This window comes from Pseudarthrobacter sp. NPDC092424 (genome assembly GCF_044754925.1).
Lineage (GTDB): Bacteria > Actinomycetota > Actinomycetes > Actinomycetales > Micrococcaceae > Arthrobacter.
The window spans coordinates 41690-62238 of sequence record NZ_JBIVQC010000012.1 but is presented as its reverse complement, the minus strand read 5'-3'; the positions used below and the strand labels follow the sequence as shown (position 1 = coordinate 62238).

At 62.8% G+C, this 20549-nt stretch carries 16 protein-coding genes; 8 read left to right on the top strand and 8 right to left on the bottom strand.

The features are described 5' to 3' along the window. The first annotated feature begins 159 nt into the window (after positions 1 to 159). Positions 160 to 2775: a DUF4268 domain-containing protein gene (locus ACIQCN_RS14480; RefSeq protein ID WP_400532367.1), complete on the top strand. Its 2616-nt coding sequence runs from the start codon at positions 160 to 162 to the stop codon at positions 2773 to 2775. Between the two features lie 29 nt (positions 2776 to 2804). Here the strand turns inward: ACIQCN_RS14480 and ACIQCN_RS14475 are convergent, their stop codons facing one another. Both ACIQCN_RS14475 and ACIQCN_RS14470 read right to left on the bottom strand, forming a co-directional pair. Next, complete coding sequence (locus ACIQCN_RS14475) at positions 2805 to 3032, bottom strand: hypothetical protein (RefSeq protein ID WP_400532366.1); 228 nt, start codon at positions 3030 to 3032, stop codon at positions 2805 to 2807. 79 nt (positions 3033 to 3111) lie between these two features. After that, positions 3112 to 4431 (bottom strand): hypothetical protein, encoded by a 1320-nt coding sequence (locus tag ACIQCN_RS14470; RefSeq protein ID WP_400611524.1) that lies wholly within the window; start codon positions 4429 to 4431, stop codon positions 3112 to 3114. 249 nt (positions 4432 to 4680) lie between these two features. Between ACIQCN_RS14470 and ACIQCN_RS14465 the strand changes: the two genes are divergently transcribed. The 3 genes from ACIQCN_RS14465 to ACIQCN_RS14455 all read left to right on the top strand — a co-directional run bounded on the left by ACIQCN_RS14465 (position 4681) and on the right by ACIQCN_RS14455 (position 9413). Beyond that, positions 4681 to 5307, top strand: coding sequence for a DUF4230 domain-containing protein (locus ACIQCN_RS14465; protein WP_400532364.1), 627 nt, complete (start codon positions 4681 to 4683; stop codon positions 5305 to 5307). A 144-nt stretch (positions 5308 to 5451) separates the two neighbouring features. After that, on the top strand, positions 5452 to 7149 hold the full coding sequence (locus ACIQCN_RS14460; RefSeq protein WP_400532363.1) for a DUF262 domain-containing protein: 1698 nt from the start codon (positions 5452 to 5454) through the stop codon (positions 7147 to 7149). Next, the gene (locus ACIQCN_RS14455; RefSeq protein ID WP_400532362.1) at positions 7146 to 9413 is read left to right on the top strand and encodes a DUF262 domain-containing protein; all 2268 of its coding nucleotides are present in this window, start codon (positions 7146 to 7148) and stop codon (positions 9411 to 9413) included. Before ACIQCN_RS14460 ends, ACIQCN_RS14455 begins: the two co-directional genes overlap by 4 nt. A gap of 199 nt (positions 9414 to 9612) precedes the next feature. Here the strand turns inward: ACIQCN_RS14455 and ACIQCN_RS14450 are convergent, their stop codons facing one another. Then, positions 9613 to 10479: a ribokinase gene (locus tag ACIQCN_RS14450; protein ID WP_400532360.1), complete on the bottom strand. Its 867-nt coding sequence runs from the start codon at positions 10477 to 10479 to the stop codon at positions 9613 to 9615. A gap of 135 nt (positions 10480 to 10614) precedes the next feature. On the opposite strand from ACIQCN_RS14450, the gene ACIQCN_RS14445 reads away from it, so the two are divergent. Further along, the gene (locus ACIQCN_RS14445; RefSeq protein ID WP_400611522.1) at positions 10615 to 11244 is read left to right on the top strand and encodes a class I SAM-dependent methyltransferase; all 630 of its coding nucleotides are present in this window, start codon (positions 10615 to 10617) and stop codon (positions 11242 to 11244) included. Here ACIQCN_RS14445 and ACIQCN_RS14440 read toward each other — a convergent pair. From ACIQCN_RS14440 to ACIQCN_RS14420, 5 genes are all read right to left on the bottom strand, one after another. Further along, complete coding sequence (locus ACIQCN_RS14440; protein WP_400611520.1) at positions 11241 to 12455, bottom strand: MFS transporter; 1215 nt, start codon at positions 12453 to 12455, stop codon at positions 11241 to 11243. The genes ACIQCN_RS14445 and ACIQCN_RS14440 overlap by 4 nt on opposite strands. Then, on the bottom strand, positions 12452 to 14449 hold the full coding sequence (locus tag ACIQCN_RS14435; RefSeq protein ID WP_400611518.1) for an aconitate hydratase: 1998 nt from the start codon (positions 14447 to 14449) through the stop codon (positions 12452 to 12454). Before ACIQCN_RS14435 ends, ACIQCN_RS14440 begins: the two co-directional genes overlap by 4 nt. A 72-nt stretch (positions 14450 to 14521) precedes the next feature. Beyond that, positions 14522 to 15598, bottom strand: a complete 1077-nt coding sequence (locus ACIQCN_RS14430) for an ABC transporter substrate-binding protein (RefSeq protein ID WP_400611516.1) — start codon at positions 15596 to 15598, stop codon at positions 14522 to 14524. 35 nt (positions 15599 to 15633) lie between these two features. Next, complete coding sequence (locus ACIQCN_RS14425) at positions 15634 to 16380, bottom strand: ABC transporter permease (RefSeq protein ID WP_400611514.1); 747 nt, start codon at positions 16378 to 16380, stop codon at positions 15634 to 15636. A 116-nt stretch (positions 16381 to 16496) separates the two neighbouring features. Then, on the bottom strand, positions 16497 to 17342 hold the full coding sequence (locus ACIQCN_RS14420; RefSeq protein WP_400605573.1) for an ABC transporter ATP-binding protein: 846 nt from the start codon (positions 17340 to 17342) through the stop codon (positions 16497 to 16499). Between the two features lie 133 nt (positions 17343 to 17475). Between ACIQCN_RS14420 and ACIQCN_RS14415 the strand changes: the two genes are divergently transcribed. The 3 genes from ACIQCN_RS14415 to ACIQCN_RS14405 all read left to right on the top strand — a co-directional run bounded on the left by ACIQCN_RS14415 (position 17476) and on the right by ACIQCN_RS14405 (position 20547). Further along, positions 17476 to 18267, top strand: a complete 792-nt coding sequence (locus ACIQCN_RS14415) for an IclR family transcriptional regulator (RefSeq protein ID WP_400611512.1) — start codon at positions 17476 to 17478, stop codon at positions 18265 to 18267. Between the two features lie 109 nt (positions 18268 to 18376). Next, positions 18377 to 19630, top strand: coding sequence for a CaiB/BaiF CoA transferase family protein (locus ACIQCN_RS14410; RefSeq protein ID WP_400611510.1), 1254 nt, complete (start codon positions 18377 to 18379; stop codon positions 19628 to 19630). Continuing rightward, entirely contained in the window at positions 19630 to 20547 is a 918-nt protein-coding gene (locus ACIQCN_RS14405; RefSeq protein WP_400611508.1) for a hydroxymethylglutaryl-CoA lyase, read from the top strand. The genes ACIQCN_RS14410 and ACIQCN_RS14405 overlap by 1 nt, the downstream gene beginning before the upstream one ends. The last annotated feature ends 2 nt before the right edge of the window (positions 20548 to 20549 follow it).

Genomic DNA, 20549 nt, shown 5'->3' with positions numbered 1-20549 from the left:
CCCGCCAGGCGCTATCTCGGCGGGCGCTTTATGCTCATGATTTGGCAGGAGGTACGCAAATCAAGCACATCGAGCCTTCCTCTAGACGCACAGGGCGGGGTGTGAATACTCGATCGATGTATTCTCATCCCTAAGCACTAAGACTCTAAGGAGACGCTTGTGGTTCGAGCGGAAAATGGGACGCTCGCGGGCGTTCTAGAAGGCAAGAAGCAGTACCAGGTTCCTCTGTATCAGCGGGTGTACTCGTGGGGGAAGAAGCAGCTCGACCAGTTGTGGTCAGACGTCGTGGAGCTGGAGCGGACCCTTCACGACGACCCGAAGGCCTCTCATTTCATCGGGTCCCTCGTCCTGGCGAGCAGCCCTGATTTCGGGGCCATCGGCGTCAACAAGTTTCTTGTCGTTGACGGCCAGCAGCGCCTGACCACTCTGACTCTTCTCCTGGCTGCACTCCGGGACCACTTGATCGAAACCGGGGAAACTGACCGAGCTGGCGGCATCGATGCCCAATACCTCATCAACGTTTACGACAATGGCAAGCCACTCAAGGTGATGCCGACGCAGACAGACCGGCCCGCCTATATGGCTGTTCTCAACCGTGCTCCTCAGGCCGGCGGTGAGGATACCATCGGCGACGCCTACCGATTCTTCCGCTCGAAGATCGCGGCGGCTGACGACCCAGACGATCCACACGACCTCTATCTGCTCGAGGCCGCCGTCGTCCGCGGACTCGCGCTCGTCGTCGTTACTGCCGAACCGTCAGACAACGCACACCGCATCTTCGAGTCCCTGAACAATACTGGTCTTCGCCTGACACAAAGTGACCTGCTCAAGAACTACCTGTTCATGAGGCTCGGTGACCGCGCAGAAACCGTCTACGACAATATTTGGCTTCCACTAGAGAAAAAGCTTGACTCTGAAAACCTCGAGTTGTTGTTCTGGCTCGATCTCGCTCAACGCGACGAACGGGCAAAACAATCTGATACTTACGTAGGACAGCAAAAGCGGCTCGAGAAACTCAAGACCATTGACCAGGTAGAGGCTGAGGTAGTCCGTATAGCCCGATTGGGCAACGTGCTCGCTACGATTCTCAACCCTGCGGAGGAAAGACATACCGAGATTCGCAGGCGCCTCACCAGAATCAAGGCGTGGGGTTCGACCACTGCGTATCCCGTGGTGATGCAGATCCTCGCCCGACGCGCCGCCGGCACCGCTGCCAATGATCAAGTGGTTCGCGCGTTGACTTATCTCGAGTCCTACTTCGTGCGGCGGATCATCATCGGACGCGCTACCGCCAACCTGAACCGGACACTGCTCCAAGCTGTTGGTGCGATCAGTGGTGCCGAGGACATCGACAAGGCACTACGCGACTACCTGTCGCAGGGTCGAAAATACTTTGCAACCGATCAGCAGGTCCGAGAGGCTGCTCGGGCTGTCGCCTTCTACTGGCAGGGCCGTGGAACACAGAAAAAGCTGATCCTGCAGTGGCTTGAAGAAGCCTACCGCCCGAAGGAGATCGTCGACCTCGACCCAAGGCACCTGAGCATCGAGCATGTCTTGCCCCAGACTATGACTGAGCCCGTACGGGAAGCGTTCGCAGAGGGTTTCGACGCAGACGCAGACATTGATTACGAGCATGAGCGCGTCGTGCACACCCTGGGCAACCTGACTCTCAGTGGGTACAACAGCGAGCTCAGCAACAAGCCGTTCCACGAGAAGCGGGAGTTGCTGGCTAAGAGCGGCGTTGCAATGAATCAAGCGATTGCCGCCCACACCTCTTGGGGTGCCGACGAGATCAACGCGCGCAGCGCTGAACTGGCGGAGAAGATCATCGATTTGTGGCCTGGCCCTGACGAAAGCATTATTGCAGTGGGCGAGGAGCCGTCAGCTCTTCGCAGCCAAATTGCTGCGGTTGTAGCCGGGATCCCCGCCGGCCGATGGAGCTCCTACGGGGATGTCGCCATCGTGGCGAACACGTGGCCACAGCCACTGGCCGGGATACTTGCGAACTATCCGATAGCGAACGCGTGGCGTGTCCTGCAGAGTGGCGGGACCATCTCGCCCGGCTTCCGTTGGCTGGAACCCGACCGCAACGATGACCCACGGGCGGTTCTCGAGGAGGAAGGAGTTAGATTTGACGCTGAAGGACGCGCGGACCGCGACCAATTTATTGGTGCAGAGGAGCTTGCTGAAGCCGCGGGTCTCGACGTCGACGAGAATGTGATCTCCGCGCGACGCAATAGGGTGAGCGGTCAGGCTCGCGCGGAAAACAACGTGGCGCTGAAGAACGCACAGCTGGACTTCTTCGAGCGAGTACGAAACTTCGGGCTCGCTAATGCGACCAACATCAAGACATGGCGTAAACCGTCACCACAAAACTGGTATGACGTGAGCCTCGGGGATTCCCGTGCTGTGATCTCGCTTTCAGTTAACTCGCAGAGCAAGCTCGTAACCGCGCAATTCTGGATCAACAACGACAAGGGTCTTTACGGGGAGTTACTTGCGCAGCGCACCGCTATCGAAGCCGCTCTAGGGTTTGAGGTGGAGTGGGACGACAAGCCCGGCCGTAAGGCCTCCAAGCTTGTCAGCAGGCTGCCCGGCGATTTCCTTGATGAAGCCCAGTCACAGGAACTCGTGGAATGGCTGGTGACGAGGGCCGACAGGTTTGCGCAGGTATTGGCGAAGTACCTGCAAAACCCGGATCTGCAAGGGAATCCGGAGGATCAACTCGTCTTGGAGTGGGAACCGGACCTGGCGCAACAGTCCCCGGAAGGTTGATGATGAACTAGCAGGGCTCGTGCCCGTTGCTACTTCTTCCGCATCTTGTCTATTACTGCTGCTACCTTGCGGTAGGTCTCTTTGGCTTCAGGGCTCGTTGCTGCACGATAAATTCTCTTCCCGTCCACAAGCAGCTTCTCGGCCTTGGCCTGCATCTCCGGGTCCTTGGCGAGAACGTAAAGTCTGGTAGTGGCGGCTTTAGCCTTTTGTCCGACGTCCTTCATCGCGGCTGCGGCTTTGTTTGCCTTTCCGGCCATGGTCTGCTCCATATCTGTGATGGCTGGTCTGACGGGATAAACGAGTGCAAAGTCCCTGGACGCTTTGCGCACCGACACCCTAGGCGGGGACCGCAGGGAAAACTACGAGCGACCCGTCGCTGTTCCGCTCAATCTCAATTGCGACGTCGTCCCGGTGGTCATTTAGCTGGAGACCGTCTCCCAAAGCACGAAGTCGATATGCGGCCTGCAGCAGCTGGTCTACCTCGCCGGGCGTAAATGCGGGAAGCCGGAAACCGCCGTCGCGCTTCACCTCGAGGGCAGACAGTCGAAGCAGAAGCTGGTTGATGCCCGACTCCAACTCGTCGGTGCTGCGTCCGTCAGCATGAAGCGCCCGGATGAAATTTTTGAACGAATTGTCTTTGTCCTGCTGGGCGTGTTCGACTGCTTGAAGCACAAGCACCCGGCGTTTAAGAGCGACGGCTAGCCGGGCAATTTCCAAGTGCGCCCGGAAGGTGCCGCCTTCCTCGGTGATGCCGGGAAATGACTTCTTTAGTTCGCCCACTTCGACTGCGCCGTCGGGCAGGGCATCCAGTGCAGCTTCCCACTTCTTTAGCCGCCTACGGGTAGCCGAAATAGCGGTGTTGATACCATGCACGGAAGAATCCAGGCCGAGCGAAAAGCCGATCCGGCCCTGGTCAAGTAGGATCGACGTCGCTTTGTCGATCGCTTCACGGCAACCGTCCAACTCGTTGCGTTCCTTTTCAAGGTTGTCCTCGTGCAACTGCTCCAAGAGTTCAGTGATGCGCTCAATCGCTTCCTGGCGCTGGTGCTCGGCATGTGCGCTGACGCTCACGGCTACGGCCATCAGCACAAGTGGTGCGGCCACCGTCAGGGCTCCAGCGCTGGCGACCGCCACGCCAGCTGTAGCTGCCGCACCAGTTGCAGCGCCGGCCGTGCCTGCAGCTGCTGCTCCGCTTGCGACAGGGACGAATGTAGCGGCACCCACGATTCCGGTCGAGTTCACAAGGGAACCATGAATAGCTCCTGCAACTCCCTTGGCGGCCATAGGGCGAACGAGTCCTTGGCCAGCCTGGGCGGCAAGCTTGGCAGGCACCACCAACCGGTAAAGTACCTCTCCCGTTTCGGCCACATTCACCTTCGGGGGAGCGGATTTCGCTGTTTGCGTTACGAGCTGCGCCAGCTGCTTTGCGAGCGGGCTTGCAACGTCAAGCGGTAGGCCCCCCTTGCGATCGCGGGACTGTGGCATCGGGTGCATTTCGAGTGTGGCGATGGGAGAATCCGCGAGTGCTGCCAGAACGGTTCGCATTTCTGCGAGGCGAGCCGGCGTTAGAGCCTCAGTACCCAGCACGTCAGCAACGCTCACTGCCTCTGTAGCTAGTGTCCATACCGGCACGAGTGCTTTGCTGTCAGTAGTCACTTTGTCCCCTCATGGAAGTGAAACCGCCTTGGCGGTGGGAGCGACGCCGCTGCAGAACCTGAGAACATGGTCCTTGCCGAAACGGCACCGGTGGTTATCGTCCCACATTCATATCGGAACGCATGAAGTGTCGCCCGGCTAAGCGTTGGGCGAGTCCCGGTACACTGATCCTGAATCAGCCAGACAGCAATCTATGGCATGCAATCATCAGGAACGGAACCCAGGCCGTTTCAAAGCAAAAGGGGTCCAGTGTCGGAAGCTAAATCATTCAAACCGGTCGCGCTCACTGCGATTGCGGTGGCGGTGCTCCTGGCCGCACTGCTTATAGCGAGCGTGCTTGGACTCGGCCCGTTTTCAAACAAGAGCGAGCGGGATCAAACCGTTCTTTTGAAGTCCGTCAAAAATGTAAGCCAGTACCATGCTGCTGTCGGTAATTTCGAGATTTTGTTGGACGAGAAAGAAGACACCGGGGGACTTCCCGATTTCATAGCAGGACGACGGACCCTCTTTGTGGCCGCTGGAACCGTCAATGCCTATGTCGATCTTGCAGGCCTCGCCGATGAGGACCTTATTCTGTCAGCGGACGGCAAATCTGTGACACTGCGGCTGCCCGAGCCGCAGCTGGACAAGCCCAATGTCGATCATGATCGCTCCTACGTGTACAGCCAGGATCGGGGTATAGCGGACCGAGTCGTAGATGCGTTTACAGCGCCTCAGCAAGCGGAGCTCTATCTCCTCGCCGAATCGGATATGGCTGAAGCTGCTGAGGACTCTGAGCTGCGGCAGAGAGCCGACGAGAACACCAAGAGCATGCTGACCGGCCTGTTCGGGTCGCTCGGATACGAGGTCACCTTTGAGAAAGATGCAACTGGCTAGATTGTGCCCTTGGATAATTCTGATTAAAGCCCTGCATGGCATAACTAACTGCCGGGGATAGTTCCGACTACGGCAGGCTAAACACGTAGTGAAACGCTATCGAAACCGCCGGCAATGTCGGAGGGGCTGTGTACAGTTGCGGGCATGGGGAAGCCAGGTTTATTAGAGGATCGATTTGTCGGTGCTATTGAAGGGCGGTTTTTCATCCCCGCGTACCAGCGCGGGTATCGGTGGGGTGAAGAGGAAGTTACGCGCCTTCTGGACGATATCGTGGAGAGCCGTAACCAATCGGCATATTATCTGCAGCCGATCGTCGTGAAATCCATGGCAGATGGTCGGTGGGAGCTTGTAGACGGCCAACAGAGACTTACCACTTTGTTCCTTATTCTGCAGGACATCCGCCGGTCGTTGCCGTTCGCAAAGGTTCAGTTCGAGCTCGAATATGCCACGCGGGGTGGGAGTCAGGAGTATTTGAAGGAACCTGACGAGGCGGGCAGCAAACGCAATATCGACTTCTTCCACATCCACAAGGCCGCTTCTACGATCAGATCTTGGTTTGAATCTTTAGGGCCTGGCGAAACTCAAGCGGCAATCGACTTCTACACGGATTTGTCGCGTCGCGTGAAGGTGATCTGGTACGAGGCACCAACTGCGATGGATTCTACCGATCTGTTTACCCGGCTCAATGTTGGTCGCATCCCCTTGACCGATGCGGAGCTGGTGAAGGCGCTTCTGCTCACCCGCGCTCGAGGTAATGCCGTCGGGCCCGACCGGTCCCAAGAGATAGCCGCCCAGTGGGACACCCTCGAACGCGATCTCCGTGCACCCGAGCTGTGGGCGTTCGTGACAGGGCAGGCAGATAGTCAGTCGAACCATATAGCTCTGCTGCTCGACTGTCTCGCAGGTGGGTCGACAGGGCGTGAAACAGCGGCCTTCAAAACGTTTGATTCCCTACGTGCCGAAATTGATTTTGACTTCAAGACCTTTTGGAACAAAGTCCTCGATCTCCACTCCCTGATTCTCGGCTGGTACGAGGACCGAAATCTCTTTCACAAGGTAGGGTACCTGATCGCAACTAAGACTCCTTTTGACGAGCTTGTCGCTGTTGCAGAAGGCAGAACTAAGAGCAGCTTCGAGGCGTTGCTCGATAACATGATCAAGACGAAACTGGACCTGACCGACACAGCACTATCCGGGCTCTCCTATGAGAGTGCGGCAGGACGGGAGAAGGCGACCCAAGCACTGCTGTTGATGAACGTCGAAACAATCCGAAAGATGCAACATTCCTCGGAACGCTATTCATTTCATGCGCACGCGGCCGGGGCATGGTCACTGGAGCACATCCACGCACAGAATGCCGAAGCTCTCAATACGGCCGAGCAGTGGGCGAGCTGGCTCCGCCTACATCGTGACGCGTTAGTCAACCTGCCGATCGACCAGGACCGTCGTCATGACCTGATCCGCCGCATTGACGATGCGATCCCTACGATCAACCGGCATACGTTCCCTGAGTTGCAGCGCGAGGTCAATGCGATCTTTTCTTCCGGTGATGAGGGTGCAGAGGGTGACGTGCATGTCATTGACAACCTTGCGCTTCTCGGCGGCAGAGACAACAGCGCATTGAGCAACGCGGTTTTTGAAGTGAAAAGGCTTGAGATACTCCGAAGGGACCGCATGGGTTCCTACATACCGGTATGTACACGAAATGTGTTTTTGAAGTACTACACGGAGGAGGGTGCGCAGCAAGTCCACTTTTGGGGCGCAGCGGATCGCCGTGCGTACTTGGACGCATTTCGCAGTGAAATCGGCGGTTACTTAATGGAAGAAGTGAGCCAAGCATGAATACGCCAAGCCGCTTGACGACGTTCATCGGCCTTTTTGCCGATGATGAGGCACAAGTTAGGGCGATCCAAGTCCCTCTAATCCAGAGGGATTACGCGCAGGGTCGGGAAGATGGCAAAATCGAACAGATTCGCAACAACTTCCTTGACGTTCTTCACTCGGCCGTCTCCGGAGAAAATCCGGATCCGGTCCACCTCGACTTTGTTTACGGTGAAGTGAAGTCTGGTGTGCTGGAGCCACTTGATGGTCAGCAGCGGCTTACGACGTTATTCCTATTGCACTGGTATCTAGCATCGCGAGCGGGAGAGCTTGACTCTCGTCAGCCATGGGCCCAGTTCACATACGCCACTCGACCGAGCGCACGCTTATTCTGCGAACGCCTTGTAGTGTCCCCGCTGCCAGCCTCCATTGATAAGCCGTCGGCATGGATCATCGACCAGCCGTGGTACCTCTTCGTTTGGCGCCATGATCCCACAATCCAGTCCATGCTTGTGATGCTGGACGCAATTCACACGCGATTCCGGACCGAGGATGCCAAGACCGCTTGGGTGCGACTCGTTGATCCGATCAAGCCGGCGGTTTCCTTCCTCGTGCTCGCTCCGTCTGATATGGGCTCGGCTGCGGACCTTTACATCAAGATGAACTCACGGGGTAAGCCGCTGACGGAATTCGAAAATTTCAAGGCGCATTTTGAGAAGTCTATTGAATCAACCGAGAGGGCTATGGAGTTTGCCGAACGGGTAGACGGGGTGTGGTCGGACCTACTCTGGGGATTCCGCGGCGAAGATGACTTGATCGACGACGAGTTCGTTCGCTACATCGGCTTCATCACTGAGTTGTGTGAGTGGGGCGATCCAGAAGCTGACGTTCGTGAGCGTCGAGAACTTCTCAGCCGTCGCACCGAGCGCGTCTTTGGGGAGGCGAATGTCAGACGGTCTGAGTCATTGGACTTCCTGTTTAACGCATTCGACATATGGGAAGGCCGAGACATCGCCGGCCTGTTTGCAGGGCTTTTCAGGGGCACGGTGGAGCAGACAGCGGATGAAGCCGACCGAATCGCATTGTTCTTCCGGGACCAGCGGATCAACCTGTTCGACGTTTGCTGTCGAACGTTTGGTGAAACGAGCGGGAGAACACGAATCTTCACGTTCGGGCAGAGCCTCCTGCTATTCGCCGTGCTTCTCCACCTTATGCATGAGACAGACGCACCTCAGGCCCGGATCCGTTCCCTGCGTAATCTCATAGAAGCTTCCACGAATGAACTGCGTCTGGACCGGATGCCCAGGTTGCTCCGAGACATCGAACGACTTGTGCGTTACGGCGCTCTCAGCGAACTCGAGAGCTTCAACAAGCAGCAGATCGGGGAGGAATTGCTGAAACGAGAGTTCCTGGTCGCAAACCCTGAGCTCACCCAGTCGCTTCATCGTTTGGAAGACAGTCACCTCCTGCGCGGATCTATAGGCGCCTTCTGCTTAGAACCGAATAAGTTCGCTGCTCGAACTGACACCTTCCTTCGCTTGGCGTCAGAGCCCGAAATCTGGCCCGAGGTCACGGGGGCGCTGCTAGCAACGGGCGAGTATCAACGAACAACCAACAACAGAAGGTTTCAATTCGGAACCGGGTTCAAGCGGTACGAGAATGCCTGGCGGGAACTATTGACGGGGGCAGATCGAGAGGCACTTTCGGAGACGCGATCCGCTTTGGCCAAGCTCTTGGACGCCATCAGCTGTTGCCAAGAATTAGAGCCGACACTGGGGGCCCTGCAGTCGGAATGGCTCGCTCAGCGTGAAGCGGAGCTCTCCTTCGATTGGCGATACTACATGGTGAAATACTCGGACATGCGTGAGGGCGGCTCGGGAATCTACTACTCAGAAGGTGGGGCGCTGGGCTACTCGATGTGCATGCTCCGAGGCGGTACAACCACGCTCAATAGTCGGTACCGGGATCCATATCTTCTTGCAATTTGGCGTAGTTCCGGGAGCCCCGAGGACGTGGAAGACCCTTGGTTCACTGGGCATGAAGCTACTCCTCGGCGGTTGAAGCTCACGCGGAGCGGTGTCGGTATCCGCTCAGTTTCGCAAGGATTGGAGCTGTCCGGACCTGCGGTAGAGGAGTTTGCGGAACTCTACACCTCGCTTCGACGTGAGCTCGGCGCTTCCGAGAACGGCTTCATTGAGATCAAACAGGTGGACGGCATCGACGCGGTTGACCGGATCCTGCTCGGAGCGGACGTTCTGCGGCGACTTCTTGACGCTGGACTGTGACCGGCGCGTTCATGCATATTTGAGTCGCAACTCAATGTTCTGGAGCTGAACCAGCTTCCGTACCGAAATTTGTTCACCTGCCTGGGCTGGGCACCGTCATCCATGGAGCTTGCTCATGGAGCAGCAACCCGCGCCGCACGTCAGAGCTCCATCCGGAACACCCCCAGCAGCATCGTGACAGTCGCTGACAGTGCGAAGCTCATCGGGCGTCCGATGCCGGAGCGGTTCGCTCCACGTAGTGGCCCAGTTGTGCCAAATCGGGCTGCGATGACGGATCACCCACGGCGTCGGCTCCCACGGCATTCGCCACAGCCAATGCACGCGCATTGTCCAGCCCGCTCCGCAGCGCCAGGATCAGGGCCGCGCAGAACGCGTCCCCGGCGCCCACCGTGTTCACTACCTCAACGGCAGTGGGCGGCGCCTCCGCCACCTTTCGGCCGTGCTCGAACATTGCCGAGCCGTCCTTGCCGTACGTCACCGCCACGAGCTTTGCCTCCGCGAGGGCGGGGATCAGGGCGTATTCGCTCTCGTTGACGATCACCCGGTCGCACCGCTCCAGCAGCTCCGCCGGCAGGTCCATGGCGGGCGCAGCGTTCAGCACAAAGAAGCCCTGCGCCCTCCGGGCCGCCTCCAGCACCACGTCCAGGCCCACCTCCAGCTGGCACAGCACCGTCTCCTCCGGGCCGAACTCCACCCCGTCCAGCGACAGGTGCGAGTTGGCCCCCGGGCACACCACGATCTGGTTCTCGCCGTCGCGGTCCACGACAATCAGCGCCGTTCCGGTCGCGCCCGGCAGCACTGCCACGTCAGTGGTGTCGACGCCGGCACCCGCCAGGGCGTCCAGCATCCGCTGCCCCTGGGCGTCACTGCCCACCGCCCCGACCATCCGGGCACGACCGCCCAGCCAGGCGGCCGCCGCGGCCTGGTTGGCGCCCTTGCCGCCGGGCTGCTCAGACAGCACGGCGCCGCCGATGGTTTCGCCCGCCGCCGGGAGCCGCTCCGCGGTGGCGATCAGGTCCAAGTTGATGCTGCCGACCACGGTGACGGCAGGACGTGTTGTGTTCATGGGAAAACTCTCTCAGGGGAGGGCCGGGAGCGTTGATACAACACCCAGCCACCACCGCAGCCGGGCTGCCCGTAGAAGGAGGAACCGCCGTCGTACCCCCGAGTCCCGGTACAGCGGCCCGGTACAGTGGCGAGCATGGCAGTCCATCATCCGGTTTTCGCGCGGCTCTACCCCGTGATGGGTAAGGCGATGGAGCGCGGCGGCATGGACCAGCGGCGCCGCGCGTTGGTCACCGGCCTATCCGGCGAGGTGGTCGAGGTAGGCGCCGGCGACGGGCTTAACTTTCCGCACTACCCGCCCAGCGTCACCCATGTCCTGGCCGTGGAGCCGGAACCGAGCCTGCGGCGGCTCGCCGGCGAAGCGGCCAAGCAGGCTCCGGTACCGGTGGAGGTGGTCGATGGCCTCGCGGAGAGGCTTCCCTTCGCCGACGCCAGCGCCGACGCTGTGGTGGTGTCGCTGGTCCTGTGCTCCGTGGCCAACCAGGCGTCGGCGCTGAAGGAAATCCGCCGGGTGCTCAAACCTGGCGGGCAATTGCGTTTCCTCGAACATGTCCGGGCGGACACACCCGGCCTCGTACGGGTCCAGCGGGTGCTCGATGCCACCCTCTGGCCGCGCGTGGCCGGGGGATGCCACACCGGCCGCGACACCGCTGCGGCGATTGAGGATGCCGGATTTACCATCCAGAGCCTGGACCGGTACCTGTTTCCCGAGACCCGCACACCGGTCTCCTTCCACATCCTCGGCACCGCGACACGCGGCGACTAAGAACCGCTCCGCAACCCCTTCTCCAGTCGGAACGCCACCAGCGACGCCCCCGCCCCGGCTGCTGCGACCACCGCGGCAAGCGTCCACCCAACAGCCGGACTGAACTGCGAGAACACGATCCCGAACAGCAGCGGCCCCAGGGTTCCGCCGATATAGGTTCCGCTCTGGGTGATGCCCGTAGCTTGGGCGGTGAACGGATGCGCCGTTCGTGCGACCACGTAATGGGCCAGGCCGTTCCAGCCCCAGCCCAGGCCGAACGCGACCACGGCTCCGGCGGCATAGGCGATCGGGAAGCCGGACGCCATGCCGAGCAGCCCCAGGCTCCCGGCCGCCATCATCAGAGCCACCGTGGCCATCGAACCGCCGATGCCCCGGTCCGCGGCGATACCCACCAGCGGGCGGGCCAGGATCCCGGCCACGCTGGCGGCACCCAGCAACAGGCCTGCGCCGGCGGCATCGAAGCCCACCTGCACGGCCATGGTGACGGTGAAGGCACCCACCACGTTGGCCTGCCCGGCTCCCAAGGCGCTGGCCACCGCCGTCGCGAACAGGAACTGCTTCAGCTTCCGCGGCAGCGGCTCCCGGGCAGCTTTACCCGAGAGCTGGGGGACAGGGGCGCCGCGTGGGAGGGTGCGGAGGAGCACCGGGACCAGCGACGCCGCCAGCAGTGCCGCCAGCGCAAAGGTCCAGTTCCACCCCACGGTCAGGGCGAACACCGGAACCGACAGGCCGGCGGTGAGCGTCGCCGTCGGAATGGCCGCCTGCTTGAGGCCAAACGAGAAGGCGCGGTTGCGCACCGCCACCTGGTCCACGATCAGGCCGTTGGACAGCGGATGGCTCAGGGCGTTCGCCGCCCCGGCGAAACTCAGCCAGACGATCAGCCACGCCCAGTGCGGGGTGACAAACGCGATGCCCGCCAGCGCAACAAACCCCAGTCCGACCGCGAGCGGGATCCCGCGGCGGAGTCCCAGCCCGCTCGCCACATACCCGGCCGGGGCGGAGAGCAGTGCTGACACGGCCCAGAAGGTGGCCACCGCGACACCCAGTGCCGACGCCGTCATGCCCAGGTCCTGCTCGAGCTGGACCGCCAGCCCGCCGACCAGGAAGACCGGCAGCACCGCCACCACCGTGGTCATCGCCGCGATGGCCGTGGCCCGCTGTCCCGGCCGGCGCGCTGGATCCCGGACCGGTTCGATGGCTGCCTGCCTCACCGTACGGACCGGACCGGCGCGATGCCTGCGGCGTCGTCCTGCACGACGGCATCGCCAGCCAGCACGGAGCGCCCGCCGGTCCGCACCTGGGCCAGCAGGCCCCCGGCAAGGAGGACAGCACGTTCGGCCGGGGAGAAATCCAGCCCGAGCTCCAGCTCAGCATCCCCGTCCACCCGGGCGGTGACGGAGCGGGCACCGCTGGCCAGGGCGTCGGCAAGCCCGTCGATCACCCAGCGCTGCCCCGTTGAGCTGTGCGCGTCCGGCGGGAGGACCAGCGGCACGATCCCGGCCGCGATCAGGTTGCGGCGGTGGATCCGGGCGTAGCTCCGGGCAGCGACCACCCTGACCCCCAGGTACAGGGGGATCAGGGCGGCATGCTCCCGCGACGAACCCTGCCCGTAGTTTTCCCCGCCCACAATGATCCCGCCGCCCCATTCCAGCGCCCGGTCGTGGAATTCCGGGTCCAGGCGGCGGAACATGAAGCGCGCGCACACGGCGATGTTGGACCACACCGACATGGCGATGGCGCCGTCGGGAGCCATGTCGCCGGTCGAGATGTCATCCCCGACGACGATAAGCACCCGGGCGTCGAGGTCCGCCTGGAGCGGTTCCGGCTGCGGCGGCGGGACCAGGTTGCTGCCGCGCTCGATCTCGATGTCACGCCGGGTCTCCAACGGCAGGACTCCGGCGATATGCAGGTCGTGGACCTCCGGGCGCGGCGGCGTCGCGGGGCGGATCTCGCCGCGGCTGACGGTGGACGCGTCGACAATCGCGCCTTCCAGCGCGCTCGCGGCAGCGGTCGACGGCGAACACAGGTACACGCTGTCCTCCGCGGTACCGCTGCGGCCGGGGAAGTTGCGGTTGAACGTGCGCAACGACGGCGCCCCCTCCGTGGGCGCCTGCCCGATGCCGACACAGGGGCCGCACACCGGCTCGAGCATCCGCGCCCCGGCCTGCATCAGGTCCTCATAGACCCCGGAAGCGATGATCGTCTGCAGGATCTGCCGCGAGCCCGGGGTCACGGTGAGCTGGACGGACGGATGGACGGTGTGCCCCTTGAGGATCGCCGCCACCGTCGCCAAGTCCTCGTAGGAGCTGTTCACCGAGGAGCCGACGCAGACCTGGACCACCTCGGTGCGCGGCAGTTCGGACACCGGACGGACATTGCCCGGGGAATGCGGAAGTGCCACGAGCGGAACGAGGGCCGAGAGATCAAGCCGCTCATCGTCGTCGTACGTTGCCCCTGCGTCCGCCGCCAGCGCAACAAACTGGTCCTCGCGGCGCTGGGCGCGCAGCCACGCGAGGGTCTGGTCATCGGAGGGGAAGACGGCGGTGGCGGCACCTGTTTCGATGATCATGTTGCAGATGGTGGCCCGCGCCGAGACGGACAGCGAAGCCACCCCTTCGCCGTAGAACTCGAACACCTTCCCGCGGCCGCCGCGCACGCCGTGGCGGCGCAGCAGCTCCAGCACCACGTCCTTCGCTTCGGCGTTGGGTCCGAGCGTGCCCGTCAGTTCCACGCCCACGACGGCGGGGCACACGAAGTCGAACCCGTAGCCCGCCATCGCCACGGCCACCTCCAGCCCGCCCGCGCCGACGGCGAACATGCCGAGGGCGCCCGCCGTGGAGGTGTGGGAGTCCGCACCCACCAGGACACCGCCGGGCCTGGAGAAGTGCTCCAGGTGGATGTAGTGCGAGATGCCGTGCCCGGCGGGGGAGTAGCGCAGCCCGTAGCGGGCGGAGAAGGTGCGGAGGTAGTGGTGGTCCTGCATGTTCTTGTCGTCGATCTGCAGGACGTTGTGGTCGACGTACATGACCGCCAGCGGCACCGCGATGGAATCCACACCGAGCATTTCGAACTGCATGGCGGTCATGGTTCCGGTGGCGTCCTCGATGAGGATCTGGTCAACGGCGATGGTGATGTCGCTGCCGGGAGTCAGCTCGCCGGACGCGAGGTGGCTGGCGAGGAGCTTCTGGGTCAGGTTCTGGGCCACTGGGATTCCTTAGCGCTGGGCGTACAGACAACTGCGGCCCGCCGTGGACCGGCGGGCCGCAGGGAAGCGGTACTACTTGACGAACTCGTTGGTGTAGGTTTCCTCGAGCTTGATCTCGGTTTCGCCGACCTCCGGGTTGGCCACCCGCTGCGTCTCAAGGACGGCCTCGACGCCCTCCTCGGTGAAGGCGCCGTCCTTGCTCAGGGCCGCCTTCATCTCCTCGATGACCTTGGCGTACTGCTCCTTGTCCCCGCCGGCGAACTTCTCCGGCATTTCCGCGGCGATCTCCTCGCCGGAGTGGTCCGCGATGAACTGCAGGGTCTTCTTGATGGCTGAGGCCAGCTTCTTGGCCGACTCCGGGTTCTTGTCCAGCCAGGCGGTCGTGGCGTACAGGCTCGACGACGGCCACGCATCGGTGCCGAAGACCTCCTTCAGGCCCTCCGGCGTGCGGACGTCCTGGATGATCGTCGGCTCGGTTCCGAGCCGCTTGGCCAGGACCGTGACGTCCGGCTCGAGCATGACGGCGGCGTCCACCTGGCCCTGCTCGACGGCGGCAACCGCCGAGGACCCGGCACCGATCGCCGATACGGCCGCGGCGTCGAGCTTCATGCCGTTCTTGGAAAGCAGGTACTTCACGAACATGTCGGTGGAGGACCCCGGCGACGTGACGCCCACGTTCTTGCCCTTGAGGTCGGCGACGGACTTGATGGAGTCCTTGTTCTTCTCCGCGACCACCAGCGCAAGGCCGGAGGACAGGTTCATGTTCACGAACGCCTTGATGGACTGCTTCTTGGCCTGCATCTGGATGGCGTGCTCATAGTAGCCGCTGGTGACGTGGGTGCTGCCGCCGACCATCGCCGTCAGCGCCTTCGAGCCGCCCTGCAGGTCCTGGAGCTCGACGTTCAGGCCCTCCTCCTCGTAGTAACCGAGTTCCTGGGCCAGCGTAGTGGGCAGGTAGGTCAGCAGAGTCTGGCCGCCGACGCCGATAATCACCTTGTCGCCGTCGCCTCCGCCGGCGGTGCCTCCCTGGCCTGGAGGTGCTGACTGCGGGGCGCCGCAGGCGGACAGGGCAAGGGCCAGGCCGGCGATGACGGCGAGTGGCTTGGCGGGGAAAACGCGGCGTCGTTGCCGGTTTGCGGAGCTGAACATGGGAATCCCTTTCGGACGGATGGGCTTTGGACTGGTTAGGAAGCCTGCTGCGGCGGACGCCAGCGCAGGAGATGACGTTCCACCCGGTTGACCCCGAGGTCGATGATGAGGACCACGACCATCAGGATGAACATGCCGGCGAACACGCCCTCGGTATCGAACACACCCTGGGCCTGGGCGATGGCGTAGCCGACACCTGCCGAGGCGCCAAGGTATTCACCGACCACCGCGCCGGTAATGGCGAAGCCGACGCTGATATGGAGGCTGGAGAAGATCCAGGTCAGGGCGCTTGGAATGAAGACGTGGCGGAGGAGCTGCTTTTCACTGGCTCCCAGCATCTTGGCGTTGTCCACCAGGACCCGGTCCACGCTCTTGACGCCTTCCAGGGTGTTGAAGAAAACGATGAAGAACACCAGGGTGAAGCCGAAGGCAACCTTGGACCAGATACCCAGGCCGAACCAGAGCAGGAAGATCGGGGCCAGGACAACGCGGGGGAGTGCGTTGAACATCTGCAGGAACGGGTCGAACAGCCGTTCGAGGAGCCGCACGCGGGCCAGCAGGAAGCCGAGGACCAGGCCGGCCGTGGCACCCGTGATGAATGCGAGGACCGCTTCCTGCAGGGTGATCCACAGGTGCGGAAAGACGAAGCCCGTGGAGATCCAGACCCATACCGTCGCCAGGATGTCGGAGGGGAGGGGGAAGAAGAACGGGTCGATGATGCCGGCGCGTCCCAGCAGTTCCCACGCGCCCAGGACGGCGACAGCCAGGCCGAGCTGCCCCATCCGGATGGAAAAGTTGGATGCTTCAGGCCGCTTCCGCTTGGGACGCCGGACCGCCGCCGGACTCTGCTCCTTCCGGAGGGGAAAACGCTGTATGTTCTTCGGAGCTGGTGCCACGGTCATGCTGCGTCGCTCTCTTCTTCTTCACGTGCGGATTCGTACGTCTTGGATACCTCAACCTTGAGGCGGCCCCAGATTTCCCTGTGGAGTTCGACGAACTTGGGATCGTCACGGATTTCAAGGAGGTCCCGGGGGCGGGGGATGTCGATCTCGTAGCTTCCGACGACGGTGCTGCCCGGCCCCGCTCCGAGGATGACCACCTCGTCGGACAGGGCAATGGCCTCGTCCAGGTCGTGGGTGATAAACACGACGGCTTTGTCGGATTCCTGCCAGAGCTGGAGGAGTTCGTTCTCCATGATCTGGCGGGTCTGTACGTCGAGTGCGGAGAAGGGTTCGTCCATCAGCAGGATGTCCGGGTTGACGATCCAGGCCTGGGCAACTGCGGTCCGCTTGCGCATGCCGCCGGAAAGCTGGTGGGGGTACCGGTCGGCGAAGTTCTTCAATCCCACCCGTTCAAGCCAGCGGCGTGACTCGTCATAGGCCTCGGCCTTGGATACCCCCGCCATGGTGAGGCCCAGGCTGACATTGTCGATGACCGACTTCCACGGCAGCAGGGCGTCCTGCTGGAACATGTAGGAGGCCCGGCGGTTCACGCCGTGGACGGGCTCGCCGAAGCTGTGGACCGTGCCGGAGGAAGGGTTCAGGAGGCCGGCTGCCATGTTGAGGATGGTGGACTTGCCGGACCCCGTCGGTCCAACGATGGAGACAAAGCGTCCGGGCTCCACCTTGAGGTCGATGTCCCGGACAGCGAAGTACGACCCGCCGCCGGGCGTTGCGAACTCCTTGGTGCATCCGTTGAGCTCGACCGCGTACTTCGAAGACCTAGGCTGAAAGGGCTGCGTCATTGCTGTTCTCCCGCTAACCACATTGTGGGTTGTTGGCCATATAGTGGGCACAAGGCTAACAGTAACGTCTGTCACACTACAAGGGGTTACAAAAACCGCCGTAGAGCCACTGAGAGGGACCTGGATCCGAGCTATGAGCGCAACCGAAAACGCAGCCGCCCCGTTGCTGGTGCTGAAGAAGATCACCGCCATCCTGGATGCCTTCTCGTTGGTGCGGCCGGAAATGAGCCTCGCCGAAATCCGTGCGGAGACCGGACTGCCGCACTCCACCGTGCAGCGCCTGGTCACCAACATGCTGCACGAGGGAATGCTCGACCGCCGGGGTGACCAGTTCCGGATCGGAATCCGCATGGCCCACTGGGCCGCCCCCGCTCGCCAGGGCCTTGACTTCCTGGAACTGCTGACGCCCGTGATCCGCCGGCTGCGGGACGAACTGGGTGAGACGGTGTGTATCTTCCGCGAGTCGCAGGGCAGCAGGGTGTGTATTGCCGTGGCGGAAACCCGGCGCGTGCTCCGTCGGGCGGTGGAGGTTGGCGACATCATGCCGCTCCACGCCGGCTCCGCGGGCCGTGTCTTGCTCGCCTGGAATACCGACCTTGCGGAGCGGGTCTACGGCTCGGGCCTCCAGTCCATGACTGACCGGACCATCACCGACGCGGCAAGCCTTGATGCTGCCGTCGCCAAGACCCGTGCGGACGGTTTTGCCATCACCACCGGGGAGCGGGTTTCCGGGGCCAGCGGCCTGTCGGTGCCGATCTTCGGGCCGCAGGCCGAACTCTACGGCGCACTCACCGTCATGGGCCCCACCATGAGGATGCCCTACGACGTGTGCGCCTCTTGGGTGGAGCCGGTCATCGCCGCCGCAGCTGAAGGAACCCGGCTCATCGGGGGAAGCCTTCCACCGGAGGTCGTGCCCATATCGTGATTTTCTGTTCACAATATGAGGAGCTCGGTGCATACTGGTTTCTGTACGACGGCGCCCCTGGACCTCCGGGCGAGCGCGGTCCGCATCAGGAATCAGGAGTTGAAAATTGATGAAGGTTTTCGAAACCGGCACAGCGGCGACTGCCGCTGAAGCCCCCGGCAATGGCGCCGGTCCCCTCTCCGGTGTCCGCGTCCTCGAACTGGGATCACTGATTGCCGGACCGTTCGCGGGACGGCAGATGGCGGACTTCGGTGCCGAGGTCATCAAGGTCGAATCCCCCAACCGTCCCGACCCCATGCGCGAATGGGGCCGGGCACGGGTGAACGACCATCCCCTGTGGTGGTCTGTCCAGTCCCGCGGCAAGAAGTGCGTCACCATGGACTTGAAGGCCCCGCGCGGCCGGGAGCTCTTCCTGGAGCTCTGCAAGGAAACCGACGTCATCCTGGAGAACTTCCGCCCGGGCACCATGGAAAAGCTTGGCCTCGGTCCGGAAGAGCTGTGGAAGGTCAATCCCGGCCTCATCATTGCCCGCGTCTCCGGCTACGGACAGACTGGCCCCGAAGCGTCAAAACCCGGGTATGCCTCCGTCGCCGAGGCACGCAGTGGACTGCGGCACCTCAACGGCTACCCGGATCAGCCGCCGCCCCGCACCGGCATTTCCCTGGGGGACAGCCTCGGCTCGCTGTACGCCCTGCAGGGGATCCTGCTGGCCCTGTACTGGCGGGACGCGCGCGGCGGAACCGGCCAGGTAGTCGATGTCTCCCTCGTCGAAGCCTGCTTCTCACTGCTGGAAAGCGCCGTGCCGGACTATGCCGCCACCGGTATTGTCCCGGGACCCAGCGGTTCGGGACTTAAGGGGATCGCGCCGTCGAACATCTTCCGCTCCAGCGACGGCAAGTGGGTGGTCATCGCAGCCAACCAGGACTCGGTCTTCGTGCGCCTGGCCGCGGCGATGGGGATGCCCGGCCTGGCGGAGGACCCGAAATACCGCGACCACGCGCAGCGGGGCCACAACCAGGAGGAGCTGGAAGGCGTCATCGCCGACTGGGCCGTGAACTACACCGCGGGCGAGCTGGTCAGTCTCCTCGATCAGCACGGTGTTCCCAACAGCACGGTGAGCACCGTGGAAGACATCTTCGAGGACCCGCAGCTCAAGGCCCGGGACATGCTCGTGGAAGTGGCCGACGACGAACTCGGCACCGTGGTCCAGCCGGGAATCGTCCCCAAGCTCACCCGCTCCGCCGGCCGGATCGGCTGGAACGGACCCCTGGTGCACGGCTCCCACAATGCGGACGTGTACCAGGGCCTCTTGAACCTCACCGAAGAAGACCTGCAGAACGCGCGCAGCGAAGGAGCAATCTGATGGCGTTTGCCCATGAAACCCGGCCCGTCTCGATCGTGGACGTCAGCCCGCGCGACGGCCTGCAGAACGAAAAGACCCCCGTCAGCACCGAAGACAAGGTCCGGCTCATCCAAGAGCTGATCGGGCTGGGCGCCAAGAGGATCGAAGCCGTCAGCTTTGTGAACCCCAAGGCAGTTCCCCAGATGGCCGACGCCGACGCCGTCATGGCGGCCGTCCCACGCACCGGCGCCGCCAGCTATATCGGCCTGGTCCTGAACACCCGGGGTGCCCACCGCGCTGTCGACGCCGGGGTGGACGAGATGAACTATGTGCTCCCGGTGACTGACGCCTTCGCCGCCGCCAACCAGAACACCACCGTTGCCGCCGCGCTCGCCGCCCTGGAGGAAGTGTCGGCGGTTGCCGCGGCCGCCTCCATACCGCTTAGCGTCACGGCCGCCGTCGCTTTCGGATGTCCCTACCAGGGTGACGTCCCCGCGGAGCAGACCCTCGACGTCGTACGCAATGCCATGGCGCGCGCGGACCTCGCGGAGGTGGCGCTGGCGGACACGATCGGTTGCGCGGTGCCGTGGCAGGTGGGCGAGACGTTCGCCAGGCTGCGCGGGGAAACTGACCTGCAGTTGAGGGCGCACCTGCACGAGACCCGCCACACGGCGCTGGCCAACACCTATGCGGCGATGGCGGCGGGCGTCGATGTCTTCGACAGCAGCGTCGGTGGCCTCGGCGGATGCCCGTTCGCTCCCGGCGCGGCGGGAAACAGCTCCACGGAGGACCTCGCGTGGATGCTCGGGCGGGCTGGATTCCACACCGGCATCGATGTGCAGAAGGCGACGGAGCTGGGGCGCTGGATCTGCGGCAAGGTGGGCACGGCTCCGCGTTCCGGGCTGTCAGGGGCCGGGGCGTTTCCCGCGGCGGCGTAGGG

Excerpts from the sequence above, each read along its gene's own strand:
- ACIQCN_RS14475 (WP_400532366.1), bottom strand. The coding sequence starts at position 3,032 with ATGGCCGGAAAGGCAAACAAAGCCGCAGCCGCGATGAAGGACGTCGGA.
- ACIQCN_RS14460 (WP_400532363.1), top strand. The coding sequence starts at position 5,452 with ATGGGGAAGCCAGGTTTATTAGAGGATCGATTTGTCGGTGCTATTGAA.
- ACIQCN_RS14455 (WP_400532362.1), top strand. The coding sequence starts at position 7,146 with ATGAATACGCCAAGCCGCTTGACGACGTTCATCGGCCTTTTTGCCGAT.
- ACIQCN_RS14450 (WP_400532360.1), bottom strand. The coding sequence starts at position 10,479 with ATGAACACAACACGTCCTGCCGTCACCGTGGTCGGCAGCATCAACTTG.
- ACIQCN_RS14445 (WP_400611522.1), top strand. The coding sequence starts at position 10,615 with ATGGCAGTCCATCATCCGGTTTTCGCGCGGCTCTACCCCGTGATGGGT.
- ACIQCN_RS14430 (WP_400611516.1), bottom strand. The coding sequence starts at position 15,598 with ATGTTCAGCTCCGCAAACCGGCAACGACGCCGCGTTTTCCCCGCCAAG.
- ACIQCN_RS14425 (WP_400611514.1), bottom strand. The coding sequence starts at position 16,380 with ATGGGGCAGCTCGGCCTGGCTGTCGCCGTCCTGGGCGCGTGGGAACTG.
- ACIQCN_RS14420 (WP_400605573.1), bottom strand. The coding sequence starts at position 17,342 with ATGACGCAGCCCTTTCAGCCTAGGTCTTCGAAGTACGCGGTCGAGCTC.
- ACIQCN_RS14415 (WP_400611512.1), top strand. The coding sequence starts at position 17,476 with ATGAGCGCAACCGAAAACGCAGCCGCCCCGTTGCTGGTGCTGAAGAAG.
- ACIQCN_RS14410 (WP_400611510.1), top strand. The coding sequence starts at position 18,377 with ATGAAGGTTTTCGAAACCGGCACAGCGGCGACTGCCGCTGAAGCCCCC.
- ACIQCN_RS14405 (WP_400611508.1), top strand. The coding sequence starts at position 19,630 with ATGGCGTTTGCCCATGAAACCCGGCCCGTCTCGATCGTGGACGTCAGC.